Consider the following 16,887-nt stretch of genomic DNA (forward strand, 5'->3'; position numbering starts at 1 on the left):
AGGCAGCAACGGGCCGAATAAACTGCTCACGCAGTACACCGCCCAAATCTGTGGGTAGGATGCCGAATGGAGAGGAAGTTACCGGCCAGGAGCCGCAGGTTGATTGACCAGAATAGTGCCCTCGAGCCCCTCAAAATCCGGCGGCAGGAAGTAAACTCCACCGCTCAGGAATGGTTTTCCGTATGAAGCCCCGGCTCATCGTCCTACTGCAACTTAAACGAATCCTGTAGCTTTGGGCCCGACCGACTTGCTAATTCGCGCTATGACTCCAGACCTGCTGACCGCCGCCGACACCGCCGAACCTACCCTGCCGCTTGTGCAGCAAGACCCCTGGCTGATGCCCTACGAGCCGGTATTGCTTCAGCGCCAGCAGCGCCTGGCCCAGCGCCTCAGTGACATTGTGGCCGAGTGCGGTTCCCTAAGCAGGTTTGCCCAGGCCCACCAGCGCCTCGGCCTCAACTACGATAAGCGCCGGCGCGGCCACTGGTTCCGGGAGTGGGCACCCGCTGCCGAAGGGGTGTACCTGGTCGGCGACTTCAACGGCTGGGACCGGCAGGCTACCCCTCTCACGCGTGGTCAGGACGGGGTGTGGGAAGTGTTCCTGGCCGATAAAGACTACCAGGACCGCCTGACCCACCATTCGCTCTACAAAGTACACGTAGTAACCCACGCAGGTGGCAAAGACCGGCTGCCGGCCATGCTGCGCCGCGCCGTGCAGAACCCCGAAACCAAAGATTTTGCCGCGCAAGTCTGGAAGCCGGAAACGCCGTTCGTCTGGACCGACCAAAAATTCAGGGTGCCGAATTTCGTGCGGGAGCCGTTCATCTACGAAGCCCACGTAGGCATGGCCCTGGAAGAAGCCAAGGTGGGGTCCTACCTTGAGTTTGCCGAGCATGTGCTACCCCGCATTCAGCAGGAAGGCTACAACTGCCTGCAGCTAATGGCCGTGATGGAGCACCCGTACTATGGCTCTTTCGGCTACCATGTGGCCAATTTCTTTGCCGTGTCCTCGCGCTTCGGTACGCCCGAGGAACTCAAGCACCTCATCAACGAGGCCCACAACCGCGGTATTGCCGTGTTGCTGGACGTGGTGCACTCGCACGCCGTGAAAAACGAGGCTGAGGGCCTGGCCAACTTCGATGGCTCGGGCCACCAGTATTTCCACGAAGGCCCGCGTGGCGACCATCCGGGCTGGGATTCCAAGCTATTTGACTACGGCAAACCCGAGGTGCAGCAGTTTTTGCTCAGCAACCTGCGCTACTGGCTGGAAGAGTTTCACTTTGATGGCTTCCGCTTCGATGGCATTACGTCCATGCTCTATCACCACCACGGCGAGGGGGTAGCGTTTGGCTCTTACGACCAGTACTTCGGGCCTGATGCCGACGATGATGCCATTCTGTACCTGCAGCTGGCTACTACCCTGGTGCGGGAGGTGAAGCGCAGCGCCCTGCTGATTGCCGAAGACATGAGCGGCATGCCTGGCCTGTGCCGACCCATTGAGGAAGGCGGCATGGGCTTCGATTTCCGCCTGGGTATGGGCATTCCGGACTACTGGATTAAGCTGCTCAAGCACACCCGCGACGAAGACTGGAACCTGCACGACCTGTGGTACACGCTCACCAACCGCCGGCTGGGCGAGAAAACTGTTGCCTACGCCGAAAGCCACGACCAAGCCTTGGTAGGCGATAAAACGCTGGCTCACTGGCTGCTGGACAAGGCCATTTATGAGCACATGCACAAAGATGACCCCGACCCAATTACGGCCCGGGGCATTGCCCTGCACAAGCTCATCCGGCTGGCTACCCTGAGCTTGGGCGGTGAGGCCTACCTCAACTTTATCGGCAATGAGTTCGGCCACCCGGAGTGGGTCGACTTTCCGCGGCAGGGTAACAACTGGAGCCACCACTTCGCCCGCCGCCAATGGAACTTGGCCGATAACCCCGACCTGAAATACCAGTTTCTGCTGCAGTTCGATAAGTCGATGATTAAGCTGGCGAAAACCACGCGCCTGCTGGCCGCTACCCCCGCCCGGGAGTTGAACATCGACTCCCACAACCAAGTCCTCATCTTCGAGCGGGGCGGACTCATCTTCGTGTTTAGCTTCCACGTTGACCGCAGCGTGCCCGACTACCGCTTCTACGTGCCCCACGCCGGCCGCTACCGCATCTTGCTCAACTCCGACGATGCCGAGTTTGGCGGCTTCACCCGCATCGATAACAACTACATCTACGAAACCTTCGAGGAAGACGGCGTGCACCGGCTCAGCCTCTACGTCACGAACCGCACCGTGCTGGTGCTAGGCAGAGTGTAGCTATTTGTACCGGATACGCTGAAAACGCCCGTGGCTTCCTTCCTGATTAGGAAAGAAGCCACGGGCGTTTTTGCTAGGAAGTGGAATTAGTGCTTGGTTTTGCGGCCGGACTGAGCTTGCTCTAGGGCGTCTTCAATGCGCTGAGCGCGGGCTTCGGGCTTTTTGGTGCGGGCCACCCGCTGGGCCAGCTCTTTGCGCTGGGTGTAGGGTAGGGCATCAAAATTCACTTGCAAGCCGGCCCGTTCCAAAGCATACTTGAGGTCATCGGGCAGCTCAATGCCGCTGGAATCGGTGTCGCGCTCCAGAACTACATGCACCGTGTCGGTCCAGGTTTTGTTGATGGCGTTGCGTACTTCCTTCCGGATGCTGATCATATGCTGGCCGTCGCCCATGGGCACCAGGTTCAGCCGGATAGGGAAGCCGTCCACAGTACCACGCACGGGCAGCGGACCCTTGGTACCGTACACCTCGGGTACACTGAAAGGAACAACCAGGAAAACGCCGCTGTCGGCCCCGTCCATTTCCATGGGGGCGTCGAATTCGTGGCGGAGAGGAGTTTCGGTACTCATGCAGTAGGAGAAAAAAATGGGGAGGGCAGTTGGCGAACGGGCAGGCCGTTTTCCAGCTGACGGAGGGTTGCGTCGAGGGTTTCGGTGTCGGTGGGGGGTAGCACCTGCAGGCGGGGTGCCAACGCCGGGTAGCGGCTGAGCAGCAGCTGCGCCAGCTCCTCGGTGGCAGCCAGCACTACATCGGCGCGGCGCAGGGCCAAGCGTTCCAGCTCCAGCGCCCAGCCTCGGTCAGCGGGGGTAGCGCGTTCCTGAGCTAGGCTAAGCACATGCAGCACCAGCGGCCGGCCGGTTTGCTGCCGGATTTCCAGCGCGGCCAGCCACGTCGGCCAGTCAACGGCGTAAATCACCCCAAAATCTTCCAGCAGGGCCCGGCGGGTAGCAAAGCGGGCGTACTGAATCACCTGAAAATTAAGGTCGGCTGTAGCAGGTTGCTCCTCGGCCAGCGAAGCCAGGGCATCGGGGAGGGTAGCCAGCTGCGGAGGCGTAACCGGAGGGGGCGTGGGTTCGGCCGTCAGGTCGTCGGCGGGCTGGCTGAGGTCGGCGGCTTCCGTCGCGTCGGGCTCCACGGCTTCGCCCGCGAATTCATCTTCATTCAGCAGCAGCTCACTGGCCGAAAGCTCCGTAATCGGGGTAGGGTCTGGCGCGGCGGCAGGGGTAGGGAAGGTGGCCGAAGCTGGCACTGGGGGCACCGGCGCTGGGCTGGCTTCCGGTAGTACGGCTATCGTCAGGTCGGAGGGCAGGCCAGCACTGGAGGGGGAAGCGCCCAGGTAAGGTGCCGCCGGCGACTGCCAGGTGCCATCGGAAGCGGCTAGGTAGGAAGTTGGCCCTGAAGCCGCCGTAGCAGCAACCACCGAAGCCCCGAGGTAGGGAGCCGCCGGGCGCTGCCAGGCTCCGGGCCGCTGGTCGGGGCGCGGGCGCGGGGCTGCCGCTTCGGTCGGAGTCAGCTCGGCCAGGGCCGTGAGGCGCGTAGTGGGAGCGGTTACGAAGGGCGGATGGGGTAGGCGGGGCACCATCACAGACAAAGGGGTGCGCGGCGCCAGCGCCTGTACCAATGAGCGGATACCGGGCGCGGACAATTTGCCGGTCCGGGGAGCCTCATCCCAGCCAAGCAACAACACAGAAAACGGAGCGGAAATCATACGGTGGATAAATGAGCGGCGGGCAGCACGAGGTATGGCAAGGTAGAGAAAAAAGCCACCCGTCGTGCTTTTACGGCATCCGGCCGAAAACTACGGTTGAGCCAGTTCTACGGTAGCCCGGAACATTTTTACCTTTGCCGACTATGTAAGGCGCAAACCGGTGCTGCCGGCAACTGCTTGCCTTCTCTCTCCCAAAACGTACCCCGTATGGCCGACAATATTCAGGAAAACAATTACATGATCAATGACCTGGCCGCTCAAGCCAGGCAAGAGTTCTACCCCGGCCGGGTAGTGCAAGCCGAGCGGCAGGGTACCGATTTTATTTTCCGTTGCGACAATGGCGTACAGCTGAGCCTACAGGTGATTACCGACAAGGTGCTGCGCTTCCGCTACGCCACCGAGGCTGGCTTCCCCGCCGATTTCAGCTACGCCTTCCCTGAGGGCGTGCCCACGCGCCAGGAGCTGGAGTTTCTGGAGTTCCGCGAAAAGCCCGACCACTACCGCATCACCACCGACCGCCTCATTTGCGTGGTTGATAAGGAAAGCTTGCGTACCCGCGTGCTCAACCGCTCCGGCCTGGTGCTAAGCGAAGATGAGAAAGGCTTCCATTGGGAGTACGAGTACGAAACCGGCAACGACATCGTGAAGATGAGCAAGCTGGTGCAAAGTGGGGCCCACTACTACGGCCTCGGCGACAAGCCCGACAACATGAACCTGCGCGGCAAGCAGTTCACCAACTGGGGTACCGACACCTACGGCTACCAGAAGGGCTCTGATCCGCTCTACAAGAACATTCCGTTTTTCCTGGCCCTGCACCAGAAAACGGCTCATGGCATTTTCTTCGATAACACCTTCAAGGCCGGGTTTGACTTTGCTGCCGAGCGGGCCGATGTGGCCTCGTTCTGGGCTCAGGGCGGCGAGATGAACTATTACTTCATCTACGGCCCCAGCCTGCTGGAAGTAACCCAGGAGTACACCCGCCTGACCTGCCCGCCCGAGCTGCCCCCGCTGTGGGCCCTGGGCTACCACCAGTGCAAGTGGAGCTACTTCCCCGAAAGCAACGTGAAAGCCATTGCCCAGGGCTTCCGCGACCGGAAAATTCCCTGCGACGCACTTTACCTCGACATCGACTACATGGATGGCTTCCGGTGCTTTACCTGGAGTCCTACCCATTTCCCGGAGCCCAAGCGCATGGTGCAGGAGCTGGCCGAAGATGGCTTCAAAACCATTGTCATCATCGACCCCGGCATCAAGATTGACCCCGATTACCCGGTGTACCAGGAAGGGCTGAAAAACGACTACTTCTGCCGCCGCGCCGACGGACCCCTGATGAAGGGCTCTGTGTGGCCTGGCCTCTGCAACTTCCCCGATTATACCCGCCCCGAGGTGCGCGAGTGGTGGGCTGGCCTCTTTAAAGGGCTGATTGCAGAAACCGGCGTGAAGGGCGTTTGGAACGACATGAACGAACCGGCCGTGTTCGAAAAGGGCACCTTCCCCGATGACGTGCGCTTCCACTATGAGGGCCACCCCGGCTCCCACCGCAAGGCTCACAACATCTACGGGATGCAGATGGCCCGCGCCACAGCCGCTGGCGTCAAGCAGTTTAGCTACCCCAACCGGCCCTTCACCATCACCCGCAGCACTTACTCGGGCGGGCAGCGCTACTCCTCCGGCTGGACCGGCGACAACATCGCGTCCTGGGAGCACCTGTGGCTGGCCAATATTCAATGCCAGCGCCTGAGCATTTCGGGCTTCAGCTTTATTGGTTCTGATATCGGGGGCTTTATTGATACGCCCGATGGCGAGCTATACGTGCGCTGGGTAGCGCTGGGAGCCTTCCACCCGTTCTTCCGCACCCACAGCTCCGGCGACCATGGCGACCAGGAGCCTTGGTCGTTTGGCGAAGATTTCATGGCCATAGCCCGTAGCTTTATTGAGCTGCGCTACCGCCTGCTGCCCTACATGTATACCACGTTCTGGCAGTACACCCAGCAGGGCACGCCCATGCTACGCCCTCTGGCCTTCCTCGACCAGACCGACACGGATACCTACCTGCGCATGGCCGAGTTCAGCCTCGGCGACCACCTGCTGGTATGCCCCATCACCACGCCCGGCGCCGATGGCCGCTGGATGTACCTGCCGAAGGGCGACTGGTTCTATTACTACACCGACGAGCTGAAAGCGGGTGGTGCCGAAGTGTGGGCTGCTGCTGACCTTACCCGGATTCCGCTCTTCATTAAGGCCGGGGCCGTGGTACCCATGTACCCCCTGATGCAGTACGTAGGCGAGAAAACCGTGGAGGAAATTACCCTGCATGTGTACTACAAGAAGGGCACCGAAGCCAGCGTGCTGTATGAAGACGGGGGCGAAGGCTACGGCTATGAGCAGGGCCAGAGCACCACGCGCCGCTTCACGGTAACCGGCACCGACAAAGGCCTGCTGATTCAGCAGCACATCGGAGGCGACTTCCAGCCCACCTGGACTACCTACCGCGTAGTTCTGCACGGCCTGCCCTTCGCCGCTACCGCCTTCAGCACCGACGGTCAATCTGCCGAAATCAGCGAAGTAACCACCGAAACCGGCCTGACCCTGCCGAGCGTGGTAGTAAGCGCCGGCTTTACAGAGCTGGCCGTAGGGTAAGTCATTACCTGCAAACAATCTATGAACCCCATTGGTGTGCGCGTTGCGTGAGCCAGTGGGGTTTGTTAGTTTCTAGAAAAACATAACCCAGAGCAGCAAGAAGCTAATGAATCAAATTCCTGAAAACCTTACTGAGTTTTTATACTGGGTGAAGGCAAAAACAGAATTATTTTGGAGTATTAACCCTGGAACATCAAAAAATAAAATTGTATGTGAGAATTGGCTTTTTGGAGCTAAATGGGTCGGTCTTTCCGAAAAGCAAGTCAATGATGTTGAAAAGAAATATTCTATTGCTTTTACGCCAGAGCATAGAGAGTTTTTAAGAATACTCCATACTATCGATAGAAAGGAAAAGGTCGAGTATACAGAGACGTTTGATGAAGATGCAGAGGTGTTGATAGAAGAACGTCCTTTTTTCTATAACTGGCTAGAGGATGACGAAGAAATACGGTACAGATTAGACTGGCCTTTTACTACTATCTATGATGATGTTACTGGTCGTAGTAAAGTATGGCTTAAATCATGGGGAGAGCGGCCCGCTCATGATGAGGATATAAAACAGATTTACTCTGACTGGTTTGAAAAAGCCCCGAAGCTACTGCCGCTTACGTCACACCGGTTTATAGTAAGTGGCCAGAATTTATCTTGTAGGCCGGTATTATCAGTGTGGGGTGCCGATACTATTGTATATGGGTGGAATCTGCGAAGTTATCTATTGCATGAACTTTATAGTCATCTCAATATAGGTGAGCTGATTTATGATAAGGGATATGCTGGCTATTATTATGATTTCAAAGAAGAGGTTAAGCATATCTTTGAAAATGATAGTATGTGTAATGAGGTAAATAGTATTCCATATTGGGGAGAGATTATTTTATAATTATTTAATAAGCTAGCGTATACTTATTGGAAAGCTGGCGAAGTAAGTATTTTAAAATATCAACCGCACGTCGCCACCCAAAGGGTGGCCGGTGCAGGTGAGTACGAGGCCCTGGGCCAAGTCACGGTCAGTTAGGACTTCATTGTAGGAATGCCACACTTGGCCCTCCAGGCAGCGCATGGTGCAGCTGCCGCACACGCCGGCTTCGCAGCTATAGGGCAGGGCTATGCCTTGGGTGCGGGCGGCTTTCAGGATGGTATGGGGGTAGGAAACTTCCACGGTATGCGTCTGGTGTGGCGTTTCGATAACGACGCGGTGCGTGGACGTGTCTGGTGGAAGGGTTGGCTTGACGGGCGGAGGCAGCACGAAATTCTCGCGCCGAATCCTTTCAGAAGGTACTCCGGCGGCGTGTAGGCCGTAGCCACACATGCGCATGTACTCGCCGGGGCCGCAGCTAAAGGCCAGCATTTGGTTGGGGGTAGTGGTAGCGTGCTGCCGCACAAGCTGCACCAGCAGGTCCTTGTAGAGGCGGGCGCGGGCCAGGTTTGGATGGTCGCTGTAGAGCATTTCCAGCACGAAGCGGTCCGCAAACTGCGCAACCAGCTGCTGCAACTCGGCCCCGAAAATGGTAGCGGCCGGCGTACGGTTGCTGTACACCAGCAGCACCTGCACGGTGGGCTGGTGATAAAGTATTTCCTTCAGCAGCGAGTAGATGGGCGTGATGCCGCTGCCGGCCGCAAACAGCAGCACCTGGCGGTAAGGCAGTTGGGTGGGGTCAGGGAGGGTAAACAGGCCCCCGGCCCCGGTCGTCAGTAATTCGTCGCCTATCCGCGCCTCATCAATCAGCCACCGCGAAAAAAAGCCGTTGGCCACCCGCCGTACCGTCACGGCCAAGCCTTCATCAAGCCCTGGCGTGGAGGACATGGAGTAGGAGCGCCGCAGCTCCGGGTGGCGGGGCCGGAGCAAGGTGAGGTATTGGCCGGCCTGGTAGGGAAGGGGCTGCGGAGGCTCGAGCCAGAAGGTTTTCACTTCCGGAATTTCCTCAACAATGCGGCGGATAATCAGGGGCTGCGTCACACCAAAGCAAGATAAGGCTACGCAGACAGTACGCCGCCCGCGAAACGCGAGTTATTCGGCCACTCGCTCGCGCAGGTACTGGTACACCTCGGGGCTGCTGAGCAGGGTGCCATGGTGCAGCTTCGAGAAAACGTGGGTACTGATCAGCAAATCGGGTGGGGCGGCGGGGTCCTGGAAGATGCGGCCCCGGGCGCTGCCTCCACCAACCAGTCCGTCGCCAAAGTAATCATGCAGGGCGGAGCCGGCGGTTTTCAGCATGGAGCCCACCAGCACATGGTAGCGCACGCCCGGCAGCGGAGGCACCACCGTGCGGGGCGGAAACAGGTCGTCGGCGTGCTCGTTCTGCCAGTCCTCATCCACCAGCCGGGCAAAGCGCAGATCCTTGATGCCATTGCTGCGCTTGTCAATCAGCCCACTGATGGCGCGGGTAGGCCACAGGTTGATTTTGCGCAGAATCAGGGACGTGAGGTGGCTGTTCTGCTCCAGAAACGAGCCGTCATTAGGCACACCCAGCAGAAAAACGTCGCGCAGCCGGGGCAGCCAGCTTTCGTTCGGGCTGGAAGGGTTGCCAGCTGTACCGGGGGTAGCAGCGGCGGCTTCCTGAGAGGCGTAATAGCCGGCCGAGCGAATTACCAGCCCACCCATGCTATGACCTACCAGCACCAGCTCGCCCACGGCCGCCGGAAACGTACGAACCAAGTCAGTAAGCAGCTTATGCAGCAGGCGGCCATTTTCGGAGATGTGCAAGCCAGAATTGTAGCGTACGTAAAGGCAGTGCACATCCAGCTCCCGCTGCAGGCGTGGGCCGAAGCGCACATCCTCCGGCCCCTCACCAGTTTGCCAGATGATTTCGTCGCCCATCAGGCCGTGCAGAAACACCACAGTTTTGCGGGGGCGGCCCTGGGCACTGGGCAGCCGCAGCTGTTCTACCGGCACGTCGGACTCGTAGCGGCGGAAGTTCATCCGGATGGCGCGCCGGTCGTGGCGGGCCGCTAGCTGGTCGCCAAATGCACCGTTGAGGACGGGCAGAGTAAAGTGCATATTCTGCTGGCCCGTGCGGTACAGCATCCCTACTCCCTCCAATGGGGCCAGGGCCGCCCGGCCTACCGCTGCTGCCGCCCGCTGCCAGCGCGAGGCCAGCTTATCGGCATCTGGCTGTGGAGCAGAATCGTTGGGTTCGGTGGTCATGGTGGCAGGTATGGTATGCCCTAAAAACGCGGATCGGCCCGCGAAGGTGCGAAAGTTTCGGCGGCCGGCGTGTAGTCTGGCGCGGCGCAACCCAGGCAATAAAAAGCCCTACCTCCGGTTTGCGGCCGAAGGTAGGGGTAGGACTTCTCAGAATAAATTACTGAATAATCAGCTTGCGGGTCAGGATGCCGTCGGGGGTGTTCAGTTGGAGCATGTACACCCCGCCGCGCTGCTGGCGCAGGTCAATCAGCCGGCCGCGGGCGGCGCTGAGCGGCGCTTTGTCCTGGCGCAGAACTACCCGGCCTGTTACGTCCGTGACTGTGAAAGGCGCCGTGGAGACCGCCGCATTCGTGAGGGAGGCCAGCGAAAACTCGCCGGTAGTGCTGGGGTTGGGGTAAATCTGCAGGGCAGCCTCAGCTTCCGGGTTGCGCGTGGCCGTAATGCTGCCCGTCAGCCGGATATCATCGAGTAGTAAGGAGGTGCCTGCATGAATTTCATCGGCATCACCCGAGATGGCATCCATTAGCAGCGTATCGGGGGAAAGGCCTTCGGGGGTGTAGTCCAGTGGTTCGCTGACCAACGTATAGGTTTCAGTGGGGGGTAGGAACAGGATGATGCCGCCGATTAACTTGGTTGTGCCTTCTGAGTAGCGGGTTAAGATGGCTTGGATACCAGCACTATCGGCGGCAGCCTGGGGCCCGGTGAGCTTGTACCAGAACTCCAGGCGGGAGGGGCGCGAGGTGTAGGGCACGCCATACGTGGCCACGGTGCCGTTGCTCAGAATGCCTGGCACAATGATCGGCTCCACGGCGTCGCCCAGGTTAACGTTGGTTAGTTCCACCGCAAAGGTGCCTTGGCGGGCAGTGGTAGACTTGTTGACAAGGCCGAAGGATGGTATTTGTTCTTCGAACTCCTGCTCCAATATATCCTCTATAGTAATCCAGTTCTGAGGAACTTCGCGCTCCGGATTGCGGAACTCCCAGTTTTCAAATGAGCCATTTGGGACCGGGGCCTGGGCCATCGCCGCCGGGGCAGTTATCAGCAAAGCTAAAGCTGCCGAAAAAGTGCGTAGCAGGTGTCGCATAGTATTCAGTTTGATAAGTAGATAAAGGCACTACGGGCAATTGGCCAGAAGGATAAAGCGAAAAGTGAAATATTTAATAATAATTATTCAAGGCGTGATTCGCTGACTGACAGTAGGTTATCGCTGGCGGGGCAGCGCGCCGGCCAGCGCTCCGGTTAGCAGCCCGCCCACGTGCGCCGCATTATCGGTGGTGTGGGCCTGCAGGCCGCCGGCCAGACTGCTGGCTAGTAAGTAAAGCACAAACAGCAGCACCGTGTAGCGCCCCGAGCGGGTAAAGGCCGTTGGCTGCCGCATGAGCGTCGCCAACAGCAAGCCATAAAGCCCGAAAATAGCCCCAGAAGCCCCCACCGAGTTCAGGCCCTGCGTGTGCCACCACCAGCTCAGCAGGCTGCCGCCTACTCCACTTAGCAGGTACACCACTAGCAGGCGCCGACTGCCTACCAGTCCTTCCGTGAGCAGCCCTAGAAACACCAGCGAGGCCATATTCAGCAGCAAGTGCGCCGCGCCGCCGTGCAGAAAGCAGCTAGTAAGTAGGCGCCACGGCTGAGCAGGAGTGAGCGGTGAAAAATTGGAACCCCACCGGATCAGGTCGGCGCCGGCTGGCTGCCAGGCATCAGCGCCCATCACTACCATGGCCAAGTACACGAGCACGTTTAGCCAAAGCAGCAGGGGAGTAGTGCGGTAGCCGGGCCGGGGCCAGAACACGCCGCGCAACACTCCCCAGGCCAGCGGACTGGCATCCGGCTCAACGGGGGCAGGTTCCTCGGGAGGGCGGCTGGGGCCGGTAGGTAGCTCAGTCGGAATCAGGCCTCGGCGCTGCAGCTCCCGCACGGCCGCTTGCCCCACGGCCGCTGGGTACTGCCGGGCGTGCTGAGCCAGGTACAGCAGCTCAGCATCGGTTTTCTGAGCAAAGAGAGTGGCGGGGTCAGGGGCGGCAGACATACACAAAGAAGACAACGGGCGCCCCTCTCCGGTTTTCGGAAAGATGCGCCCGTGTCTGGCGTCATAAACCCTGCCAGCCCCCGAGGGCCTGACAAGGTTGCGCCCTACCCCCTTATAGCTCCGTGATGTTGCCCCGAATAGCGGGCTTGGCTTGGTAGCGGCCGCGCAGCTCATCAGCCAGGCCGCTCGCTTCCTGATGAACGCGCTCCTCTTCTTTATCCATCATCGGCATCTGGGCCCTGTAACGCGACTTAAAGCTTTGAAGCGAGCTGCGGCGCAGATTCAGGCCTTTCTGCATTAGCGTCAGGTTGGCTTCCATCGTAAGTGTCAAATTCTGGTTGTAAGCTTTGGCCCGCATAAACCAGCTGATGCGCTCCAAGGCAAGGTCAACCTGGCCGGGAAAGACACTCGTGACGGGCTCATGGCGGGCCTGGTTTGTCAGATGCACGGCTGCATTTTCGGCCAGCCAGTAGCGCCGGGCCATGCGCAGGTAGCGGCCCGTAGCGGTTGTGTCGGCGCGGTCGGCGGCCGAAAGCTGGCGGCGTACCTCAGCCACCTGTGCGGCTGTTTCCGCTTCAAAATCGGGGAGACGCTCTGCCTTTACCGCTTCCAGGACAATGGGCGCGGCCGGTTTTTTGGCAGCCACTTCCTTGGGAGCCGAAGTAGGGTTTCGCAGGCCCCACCAGCCCAATCCGAGCATCACCAACGCCAGGGCCAGCGCCGGCCACCACCGCGCCACGGCCGATGGGGTAGGTTCAGCATCATCGAGGGGGTAGGCGGGGGCAGCGGCTTCGGGCGCGGGCGGCTTGGGCAAACCCACACCACGGCGGCGCAGCTCCCGGCCAGCTTCGGCCACTAAGGCAGCATGATACAGCTCTGGGTGCTGCACCAGGTACAGCAACTCCTCATTGGTTTTTTGCAGAAAAGAATCGGACGCAGAAGGGGAAGCCATGCGAAGGCGGTAAGGTATAGTAGCAGGAAAAATCCCTCCAAATTGGTGAAAAGCGTCCGGACTACCAGCTGCCGCAGGCCAACACCCCGGCAGCGCTTGCGTATAGCCAAGGCCGGGCCCCACCCGCCCGCATCCTTCATCCTAAGAACTATACGCCATGAGCACTCCTCGCGAAGAACTCCTTGACGCCAGCTCGCTGCCCAACCGCCCCGACGCTATTTCCGACGACCAGCAGCCCGAAGGCCGCATTTTCCCCGGCAGCCAAGATACCGGCATGAATGCCGATGACAACTTTGGCAGCGGCGGCACCGAAGGCGGCCAGTCTATTAGCGGCGCCCGCGTGCGTTCCGGCGCCCCTAACTACGATGCCCCCGGCAACGCCCAGGATGGCGATGTAGGCGGCAACAGCATCAGCGCCGGTTCGGGCGTTTCGGGCGGCGAAACCGGCCAGGTACCCCAACTCTAATTTCCCACCGCTAACTCTCCCTAATATGGCAACCCAGCAAGGCAACCCTACCCCGCAAAACGGCGGGCAAGCCTCTCAACCCAACACCGGCCCCAACGAAGCCGCCAAGCAACCCGCTACCACCCAAGAAGAACTCTCGCAGGATGATGGCGCGGGCATCCGGGGCGGCTACGGCGACAGTGACCAGACCAACGGTCTGGAAGGCGGCGGCCAAACCAAATCGGACCGCTCCGATCCGCAACAATCGGCTCAGGAATAGCCGTTGTCGTCCGGCTCTTGCCGGCTGAAACTGTGCTTACAACCTATTACTGCGGGCCGGTGCCAGGCGGTTATCCCTTCATGAAGGGGTAGCAGCCGGTGCCGGCTCGCTGTGTTTTCGGTGCGGCTAGGCTATTTCGCGACCTTTTTTACACACTGATTCCCCTTTGCACCCCGTACCTTCGTGGTAATGTTTCGATTACTTGCCGCCTGCCGTTTTCTCGTTTTCCTGGTTCTGAGTTGTAACTGGCTGGATGCCCGGGCCGCCGACGTGCCGCCCAAGCGCGAGCTGCGCGGCGTCTGGATTGCTACCGTGGAGAATATCGACTGGCCCAGCAGCCGCGCCCTCACGCCCGAGCAGCAGCGCCGCGAATACCGCCGCATTCTCGATGACCACCAGCGCAGCGGCATCAATGCCGTGTTCGTGCAGGTGCGGCCCGCCTCTGATGCTTTCTACCAGAGCAATCTGGAGCCCTGGAGCAAGTGGCTGACCGGGCAACAGGGCAAGGCGCCAGCTCCGTTCTACGATCCGCTTCCCTTCCTGATTGAAGAAGCCCATAACCGTGGCATGGAGTTTCACGCGTGGTTTAACCCGTACCGGGCCACCATGGACACCGTTACGCGGCGGCTGGCCCCCAACCATCCCTACCGCAAACACCCCGAGTGGTTTCTGCGCTACTCGGGCAAGCTGCTCTATAACCCTGGCCTGCCCGAAGTGCGCAACTACATCAGCGAGGTAATTCTGGACGTGGTGCGCCGCTACGATATTGATGGCGTCCACTTCGATGACTACTTCTACCCCTACCCCGAAAGCGGGCAAGTAATCCACGATGAAGACGCCTTCGCCCGCTTCAACCCCGATGGCCTCAAGCTGGCCGACTGGCGCCGCCAGAACGTGAACACCCTCATCCGCGACCTGCACGATACCATTCAGCACACCAAGCGCTGGGTGAAGTTCGGCATTTCGCCCTTCGGCGTATGGCGCAACCAAACCACCGACCCCAACGGCTCGGCCACCAAAGCCTTTCAGGGCTACGACGGCCTATATGCCGATGCGCTGGAGTGGCTGCGCCAGGGTTGGGTTGATTACGTGCTGCCCCAGCTGTATTGGAGCACAGGCTTCCGGGTAGCCCAATACCCCGTACTGGTAGAGTGGTGGGCCCGCAACAGCAAAGGCCGCCACCTCTATATCGGGCACGGGGCCTACCGCATGTCGGAAAGCACGAAGTCGGATACGGTGTGGCGCAATCCGCGCGAGTTGCCCCGTCAGGTGCGCCTGAACCGCACTTTCCCGACGGAAGTGGGGGGTAGCGTATTCTTCAGCTCGAAGTCGTTGATGGCGAACGTGCTGCACACCACTGACTCCTTGCGTCAGCATGAGTTTCGCTACCCCGCCCTAGTGCCCACGATGCCCTGGCTGGATGCCGTGCCTCCGCGCCCGGCCCAGAACCTGACTGTGGCAACCGGTGCCGCCGCCACGACCCTGACCTGGCAGCCCGGCCCCGCCGCCACCGACGGCGACCAGGCCGCCTACTACGCCCTCTACCGCTTCCAGGACGACCAGACGCCTACCCCCGACGACCCGCGTAACCTGCTGGCCCTCGTCCGGCCCCAGCCTGGCCGCCCCCTGACGTTCACGGATACCACCGCCCGCGCCGGCCGCGGCTACGCCTACTACCTCACCTCCTTCGACCGGTTGCACAATGAGAGCCGCCCGATTTCGGTGCGTACCACCGGCCGCGCCGCCGAGGTGGTAGTGGCCCAAGCCGCACCGCCCGCACCCGGAACGGCGCCCATTGCAACCCCGGCCCCGGCCACCACCCAACCCACTGCGCCGCCGGCGCGCCCTACACCCCGCCCAGTTACCCCACGACCAACTACTACCGTCAGCACGCCGACTAAGGTGAAAATTAAAACCAAGCCCAAGCGGCGCGGCGGCTTCTTCCGCCGCCTGTTCGGCGGGCGGTAGCTGCCCTAACCAAAAAGGGCCTCCCCACACCGGGAAGGCCCTTTTTTTGTGTCGTAACGAAAAGCGTCTACAGCGCTTTCACTGCTAGGTTCAGCGTCACATCCGTGGCGGTGCGGTTGAGGCCCGTCACGGTGAAGATGGCGTACTGGTTGGCGTTGCGCAGGCGGGCAATGTACACGTCACCTACCACTGCGTTGTCGATGGTGGTTACCTGGGCCGTGGTGGCGGCGCTCAGATAGGTTTGCCGGATACTGTTGAGGGTAGCAGCGGTGTACACGGCGGCCGTGGTTTTCACGAAGCGGGTGGGCTCCACGGCGGGGGTAGTACCCGTGGCGGCCCGGCCGTTCAGGGCCTGAAGCCGGACGGCGTTGCTAGCCGTGCTGGTAATGGCCAGGTCCTTGAGCAGTGGGTCGCCGGTGGCCGGCACCGTGCTCAGCGTGGTCAGGTCCAGGGCGGCCTGGTCGCCGCCGGTGGTGCCAGTGTAGGTGAGCGTGAGGGTGCGAGCGGTGGCCAGCGCCGTGGCGGTGCCCGGCGTGAGGGGCGCGGCCGTAGCCGAGCCGGTCCGTACGCTGGGGGTGCCGGCAAACCGGCTCTTGGCCTCGAAACGGTAAGTAACTTCCTGGCCGCTGGAGCCGGCGGGCAGAGTCACGTTCACGTCCACGGCGGTGCGGGCTCCGGTTTGGGCGCCGGTGGCGGGCAGGCGCTGGCGCAGGGCCCGCCGCTCGGGGTCTGTGCCTACCTTCACGTAGGTAATCAGGCTGTCGAGGTCTTTGTAAAGCGTGCCGGCCGCTGTCAGGCTGGTTGCGGCATTGATGCCGCCGTCGTTCAGCACCACGTTGTAACGCACCACGTCGCCGGGCACCAGGGGGCTGCCGGCGGGTGCGGTTACGTTGGTTACGCTGTTCACTTTTACGGTCGGCGTTGGCTCGGCCAGGCGGAAGGAAAAGGAGCGCAGCTTGGACTGGCTGTTTTCAGCGGTTACCACCGCCGACACCCGCACATTGGCCTTGTTGACCCCGGCGGGCACGGTGTAATTAACCAGCAGCGTATCGGCGTTTTTCCGCTTGGAGAAGGCCGCTTTGTAGGGAATGGTCTGCACCAACGTGGAGTCGGTGGCCGGCTCGATGCGCTGGTAAATGCGCACGTCGCGCAGGGGTGCGGTCTGCTGGGCGTATTGCAGCTCGAAGGTGAAGGTCTCGCCGGTGGCGTACTTCGTGCTCAGGCCTAGGTTGTTCCCCACAAAGGTCGGGATTTGCTCGCCAACCTCCGTGTACATAGTATCCAGCTCGTCGTTGCAGGCAGTTAGCAGCAAGGGGGCCGCGGCCAGCAGCCAGCGGCGGGTAGGTTTCAAGGGTATCATACAACTCGTTGCGTCATTGGTCAGGAGAAATCAACTTGAAGGAGTGCGCCGC

Annotated in this window: 14 protein-coding genes; 6 read left to right on the forward strand and 8 right to left on the reverse strand. The window is 60.6% G+C overall.

Annotated features, from left to right (window positions below):
* Positions 1-262: 262 nt before the first annotated feature.
* On the forward strand, positions 263-2,311 hold the full coding sequence (locus DNI29_RS06360; RefSeq protein ID WP_110977188.1) for an alpha amylase C-terminal domain-containing protein: 2,049 nt from the start codon (positions 263-265) through the stop codon (positions 2,309-2,311).
* 86 nt (positions 2,312-2,397) lie between these two features.
* Here DNI29_RS06360 and DNI29_RS06365 read toward each other — a convergent pair whose 3' ends face one another.
* Positions 2,398-2,880 carry a YdeI/OmpD-associated family protein gene (locus tag DNI29_RS06365; protein ID WP_110977189.1) on the reverse strand — a complete coding sequence of 161 codons (483 nt, stop codon included), beginning with the start codon at positions 2,878-2,880 and terminating at the stop codon, positions 2,398-2,400.
* The gene (locus DNI29_RS06370) at positions 2,877-4,019 is read right to left on the reverse strand and encodes a glycosyltransferase (protein ID WP_110977190.1); all 1,143 of its coding nucleotides are present in this window, start codon (positions 4,017-4,019) and stop codon (positions 2,877-2,879) included. Before DNI29_RS06370 ends, DNI29_RS06365 begins: the two co-directional genes overlap by 4 nt.
* Before the next feature lie 207 nt (positions 4,020-4,226).
* On the opposite strand from DNI29_RS06370, the gene DNI29_RS06375 reads away from it, so the two are divergent.
* The gene (locus tag DNI29_RS06375; RefSeq protein WP_238388018.1) at positions 4,227-6,659 is read left to right on the forward strand and encodes a glycoside hydrolase family 31 protein; all 2,433 of its coding nucleotides are present in this window, start codon (positions 4,227-4,229) and stop codon (positions 6,657-6,659) included.
* A 106-nt stretch (positions 6,660-6,765) separates the two neighbouring features.
* On the forward strand, positions 6,766-7,539 hold the full coding sequence (locus tag DNI29_RS06380; RefSeq protein ID WP_110977191.1) for a hypothetical protein: 774 nt from the start codon (positions 6,766-6,768) through the stop codon (positions 7,537-7,539).
* Between the two features lie 51 nt (positions 7,540-7,590).
* On the opposite strand, the gene DNI29_RS06385 is transcribed toward DNI29_RS06380, so the two are convergent.
* From DNI29_RS06385 to DNI29_RS06405, 5 genes are all read right to left on the reverse strand, one after another.
* Positions 7,591-8,616, reverse strand: coding sequence for a ferredoxin--NADP reductase (locus DNI29_RS06385; RefSeq protein WP_110977192.1), 1,026 nt, complete (start codon positions 8,614-8,616; stop codon positions 7,591-7,593).
* 51 nt (positions 8,617-8,667) lie between these two features.
* Positions 8,668-9,804 carry an esterase/lipase family protein gene (locus tag DNI29_RS06390; RefSeq protein WP_110977193.1) on the reverse strand — a complete coding sequence of 379 codons (1,137 nt, stop codon included), beginning with the start codon at positions 9,802-9,804 and terminating at the stop codon, positions 8,668-8,670.
* Between the two features lie 157 nt (positions 9,805-9,961).
* Complete coding sequence (locus DNI29_RS06395) at positions 9,962-10,888, reverse strand: T9SS type A sorting domain-containing protein (RefSeq protein WP_110977194.1); 927 nt, start codon at positions 10,886-10,888, stop codon at positions 9,962-9,964.
* A gap of 117 nt (positions 10,889-11,005) precedes the next feature.
* Positions 11,006-11,830, reverse strand: a complete 825-nt coding sequence (locus tag DNI29_RS06400) for a rhomboid family intramembrane serine protease (RefSeq protein ID WP_162303524.1) — start codon at positions 11,828-11,830, stop codon at positions 11,006-11,008.
* Between the two features lie 112 nt (positions 11,831-11,942).
* The gene (locus tag DNI29_RS06405) at positions 11,943-12,782 is read right to left on the reverse strand and encodes a hypothetical protein (protein ID WP_110977196.1); all 840 of its coding nucleotides are present in this window, start codon (positions 12,780-12,782) and stop codon (positions 11,943-11,945) included.
* 157 nt (positions 12,783-12,939) lie between these two features.
* On the opposite strand from DNI29_RS06405, the gene DNI29_RS06410 reads away from it, so the two are divergent.
* From DNI29_RS06410 to DNI29_RS06420, 3 genes are all read left to right on the forward strand, one after another.
* Positions 12,940-13,248, forward strand: coding sequence for a hypothetical protein (locus DNI29_RS06410; RefSeq protein WP_110977197.1), 309 nt, complete (start codon positions 12,940-12,942; stop codon positions 13,246-13,248).
* Between the two features lie 25 nt (positions 13,249-13,273).
* Complete coding sequence (locus DNI29_RS06415) at positions 13,274-13,507, forward strand: hypothetical protein (protein WP_110977198.1); 234 nt, start codon at positions 13,274-13,276, stop codon at positions 13,505-13,507.
* Positions 13,508-13,696: 189 nt separating this feature from the next.
* On the forward strand, positions 13,697-15,475 hold the full coding sequence (locus DNI29_RS06420) for a glycoside hydrolase family 10-like protein (protein ID WP_110977199.1): 1,779 nt from the start codon (positions 13,697-13,699) through the stop codon (positions 15,473-15,475).
* A gap of 67 nt (positions 15,476-15,542) precedes the next feature.
* On the opposite strand, the gene DNI29_RS06425 is transcribed toward DNI29_RS06420, so the two are convergent.
* The gene (locus DNI29_RS06425; RefSeq protein WP_110977200.1) at positions 15,543-16,835 is read right to left on the reverse strand and encodes a hypothetical protein; all 1,293 of its coding nucleotides are present in this window, start codon (positions 16,833-16,835) and stop codon (positions 15,543-15,545) included.
* Between the last annotated feature and the right edge of the window lie 52 nt (positions 16,836-16,887).

The organism is Hymenobacter sediminis (assembly GCF_003231285.1).
Classification (GTDB): domain Bacteria; phylum Bacteroidota; class Bacteroidia; order Cytophagales; family Hymenobacteraceae; genus Hymenobacter; species Hymenobacter sediminis.

Bases quoted from the DNA above. Each gene is read 5' to 3' on its own strand.
- DNI29_RS06360 (WP_110977188.1), top strand. From the start codon at position 263: ATGACTCCAGACCTGCTGACCGCCGCCGACACCGCCGAACCTACCCTG.
- DNI29_RS06365 (WP_110977189.1), bottom strand. From the start codon at position 2,880: ATGAGTACCGAAACTCCTCTCCGCCACGAATTCGACGCCCCCATGGAA.
- DNI29_RS06370 (WP_110977190.1), bottom strand. From the start codon at position 4,019: ATGATTTCCGCTCCGTTTTCTGTGTTGTTGCTTGGCTGGGATGAGGCT.
- DNI29_RS06375 (WP_238388018.1), top strand. From the start codon at position 4,227: ATGGCCGACAATATTCAGGAAAACAATTACATGATCAATGACCTGGCC.
- DNI29_RS06380 (WP_110977191.1), top strand. From the start codon at position 6,766: ATGAATCAAATTCCTGAAAACCTTACTGAGTTTTTATACTGGGTGAAG.
- DNI29_RS06390 (WP_110977193.1), bottom strand. From the start codon at position 9,804: ATGACCACCGAACCCAACGATTCTGCTCCACAGCCAGATGCCGATAAG.
- DNI29_RS06395 (WP_110977194.1), bottom strand. From the start codon at position 10,888: ATGCGACACCTGCTACGCACTTTTTCGGCAGCTTTAGCTTTGCTGATA.
- DNI29_RS06400 (WP_162303524.1), bottom strand. From the start codon at position 11,830: ATGTCTGCCGCCCCTGACCCCGCCACTCTCTTTGCTCAGAAAACCGAT.
- DNI29_RS06405 (WP_110977196.1), bottom strand. From the start codon at position 12,782: ATGGCTTCCCCTTCTGCGTCCGATTCTTTTCTGCAAAAAACCAATGAG.
- DNI29_RS06410 (WP_110977197.1), top strand. From the start codon at position 12,940: ATGAGCACTCCTCGCGAAGAACTCCTTGACGCCAGCTCGCTGCCCAAC.
- DNI29_RS06415 (WP_110977198.1), top strand. From the start codon at position 13,274: ATGGCAACCCAGCAAGGCAACCCTACCCCGCAAAACGGCGGGCAAGCC.
- DNI29_RS06420 (WP_110977199.1), top strand. From the start codon at position 13,697: ATGTTTCGATTACTTGCCGCCTGCCGTTTTCTCGTTTTCCTGGTTCTG.
- DNI29_RS06425 (WP_110977200.1), bottom strand. From the start codon at position 16,835: ATGATACCCTTGAAACCTACCCGCCGCTGGCTGCTGGCCGCGGCCCCC.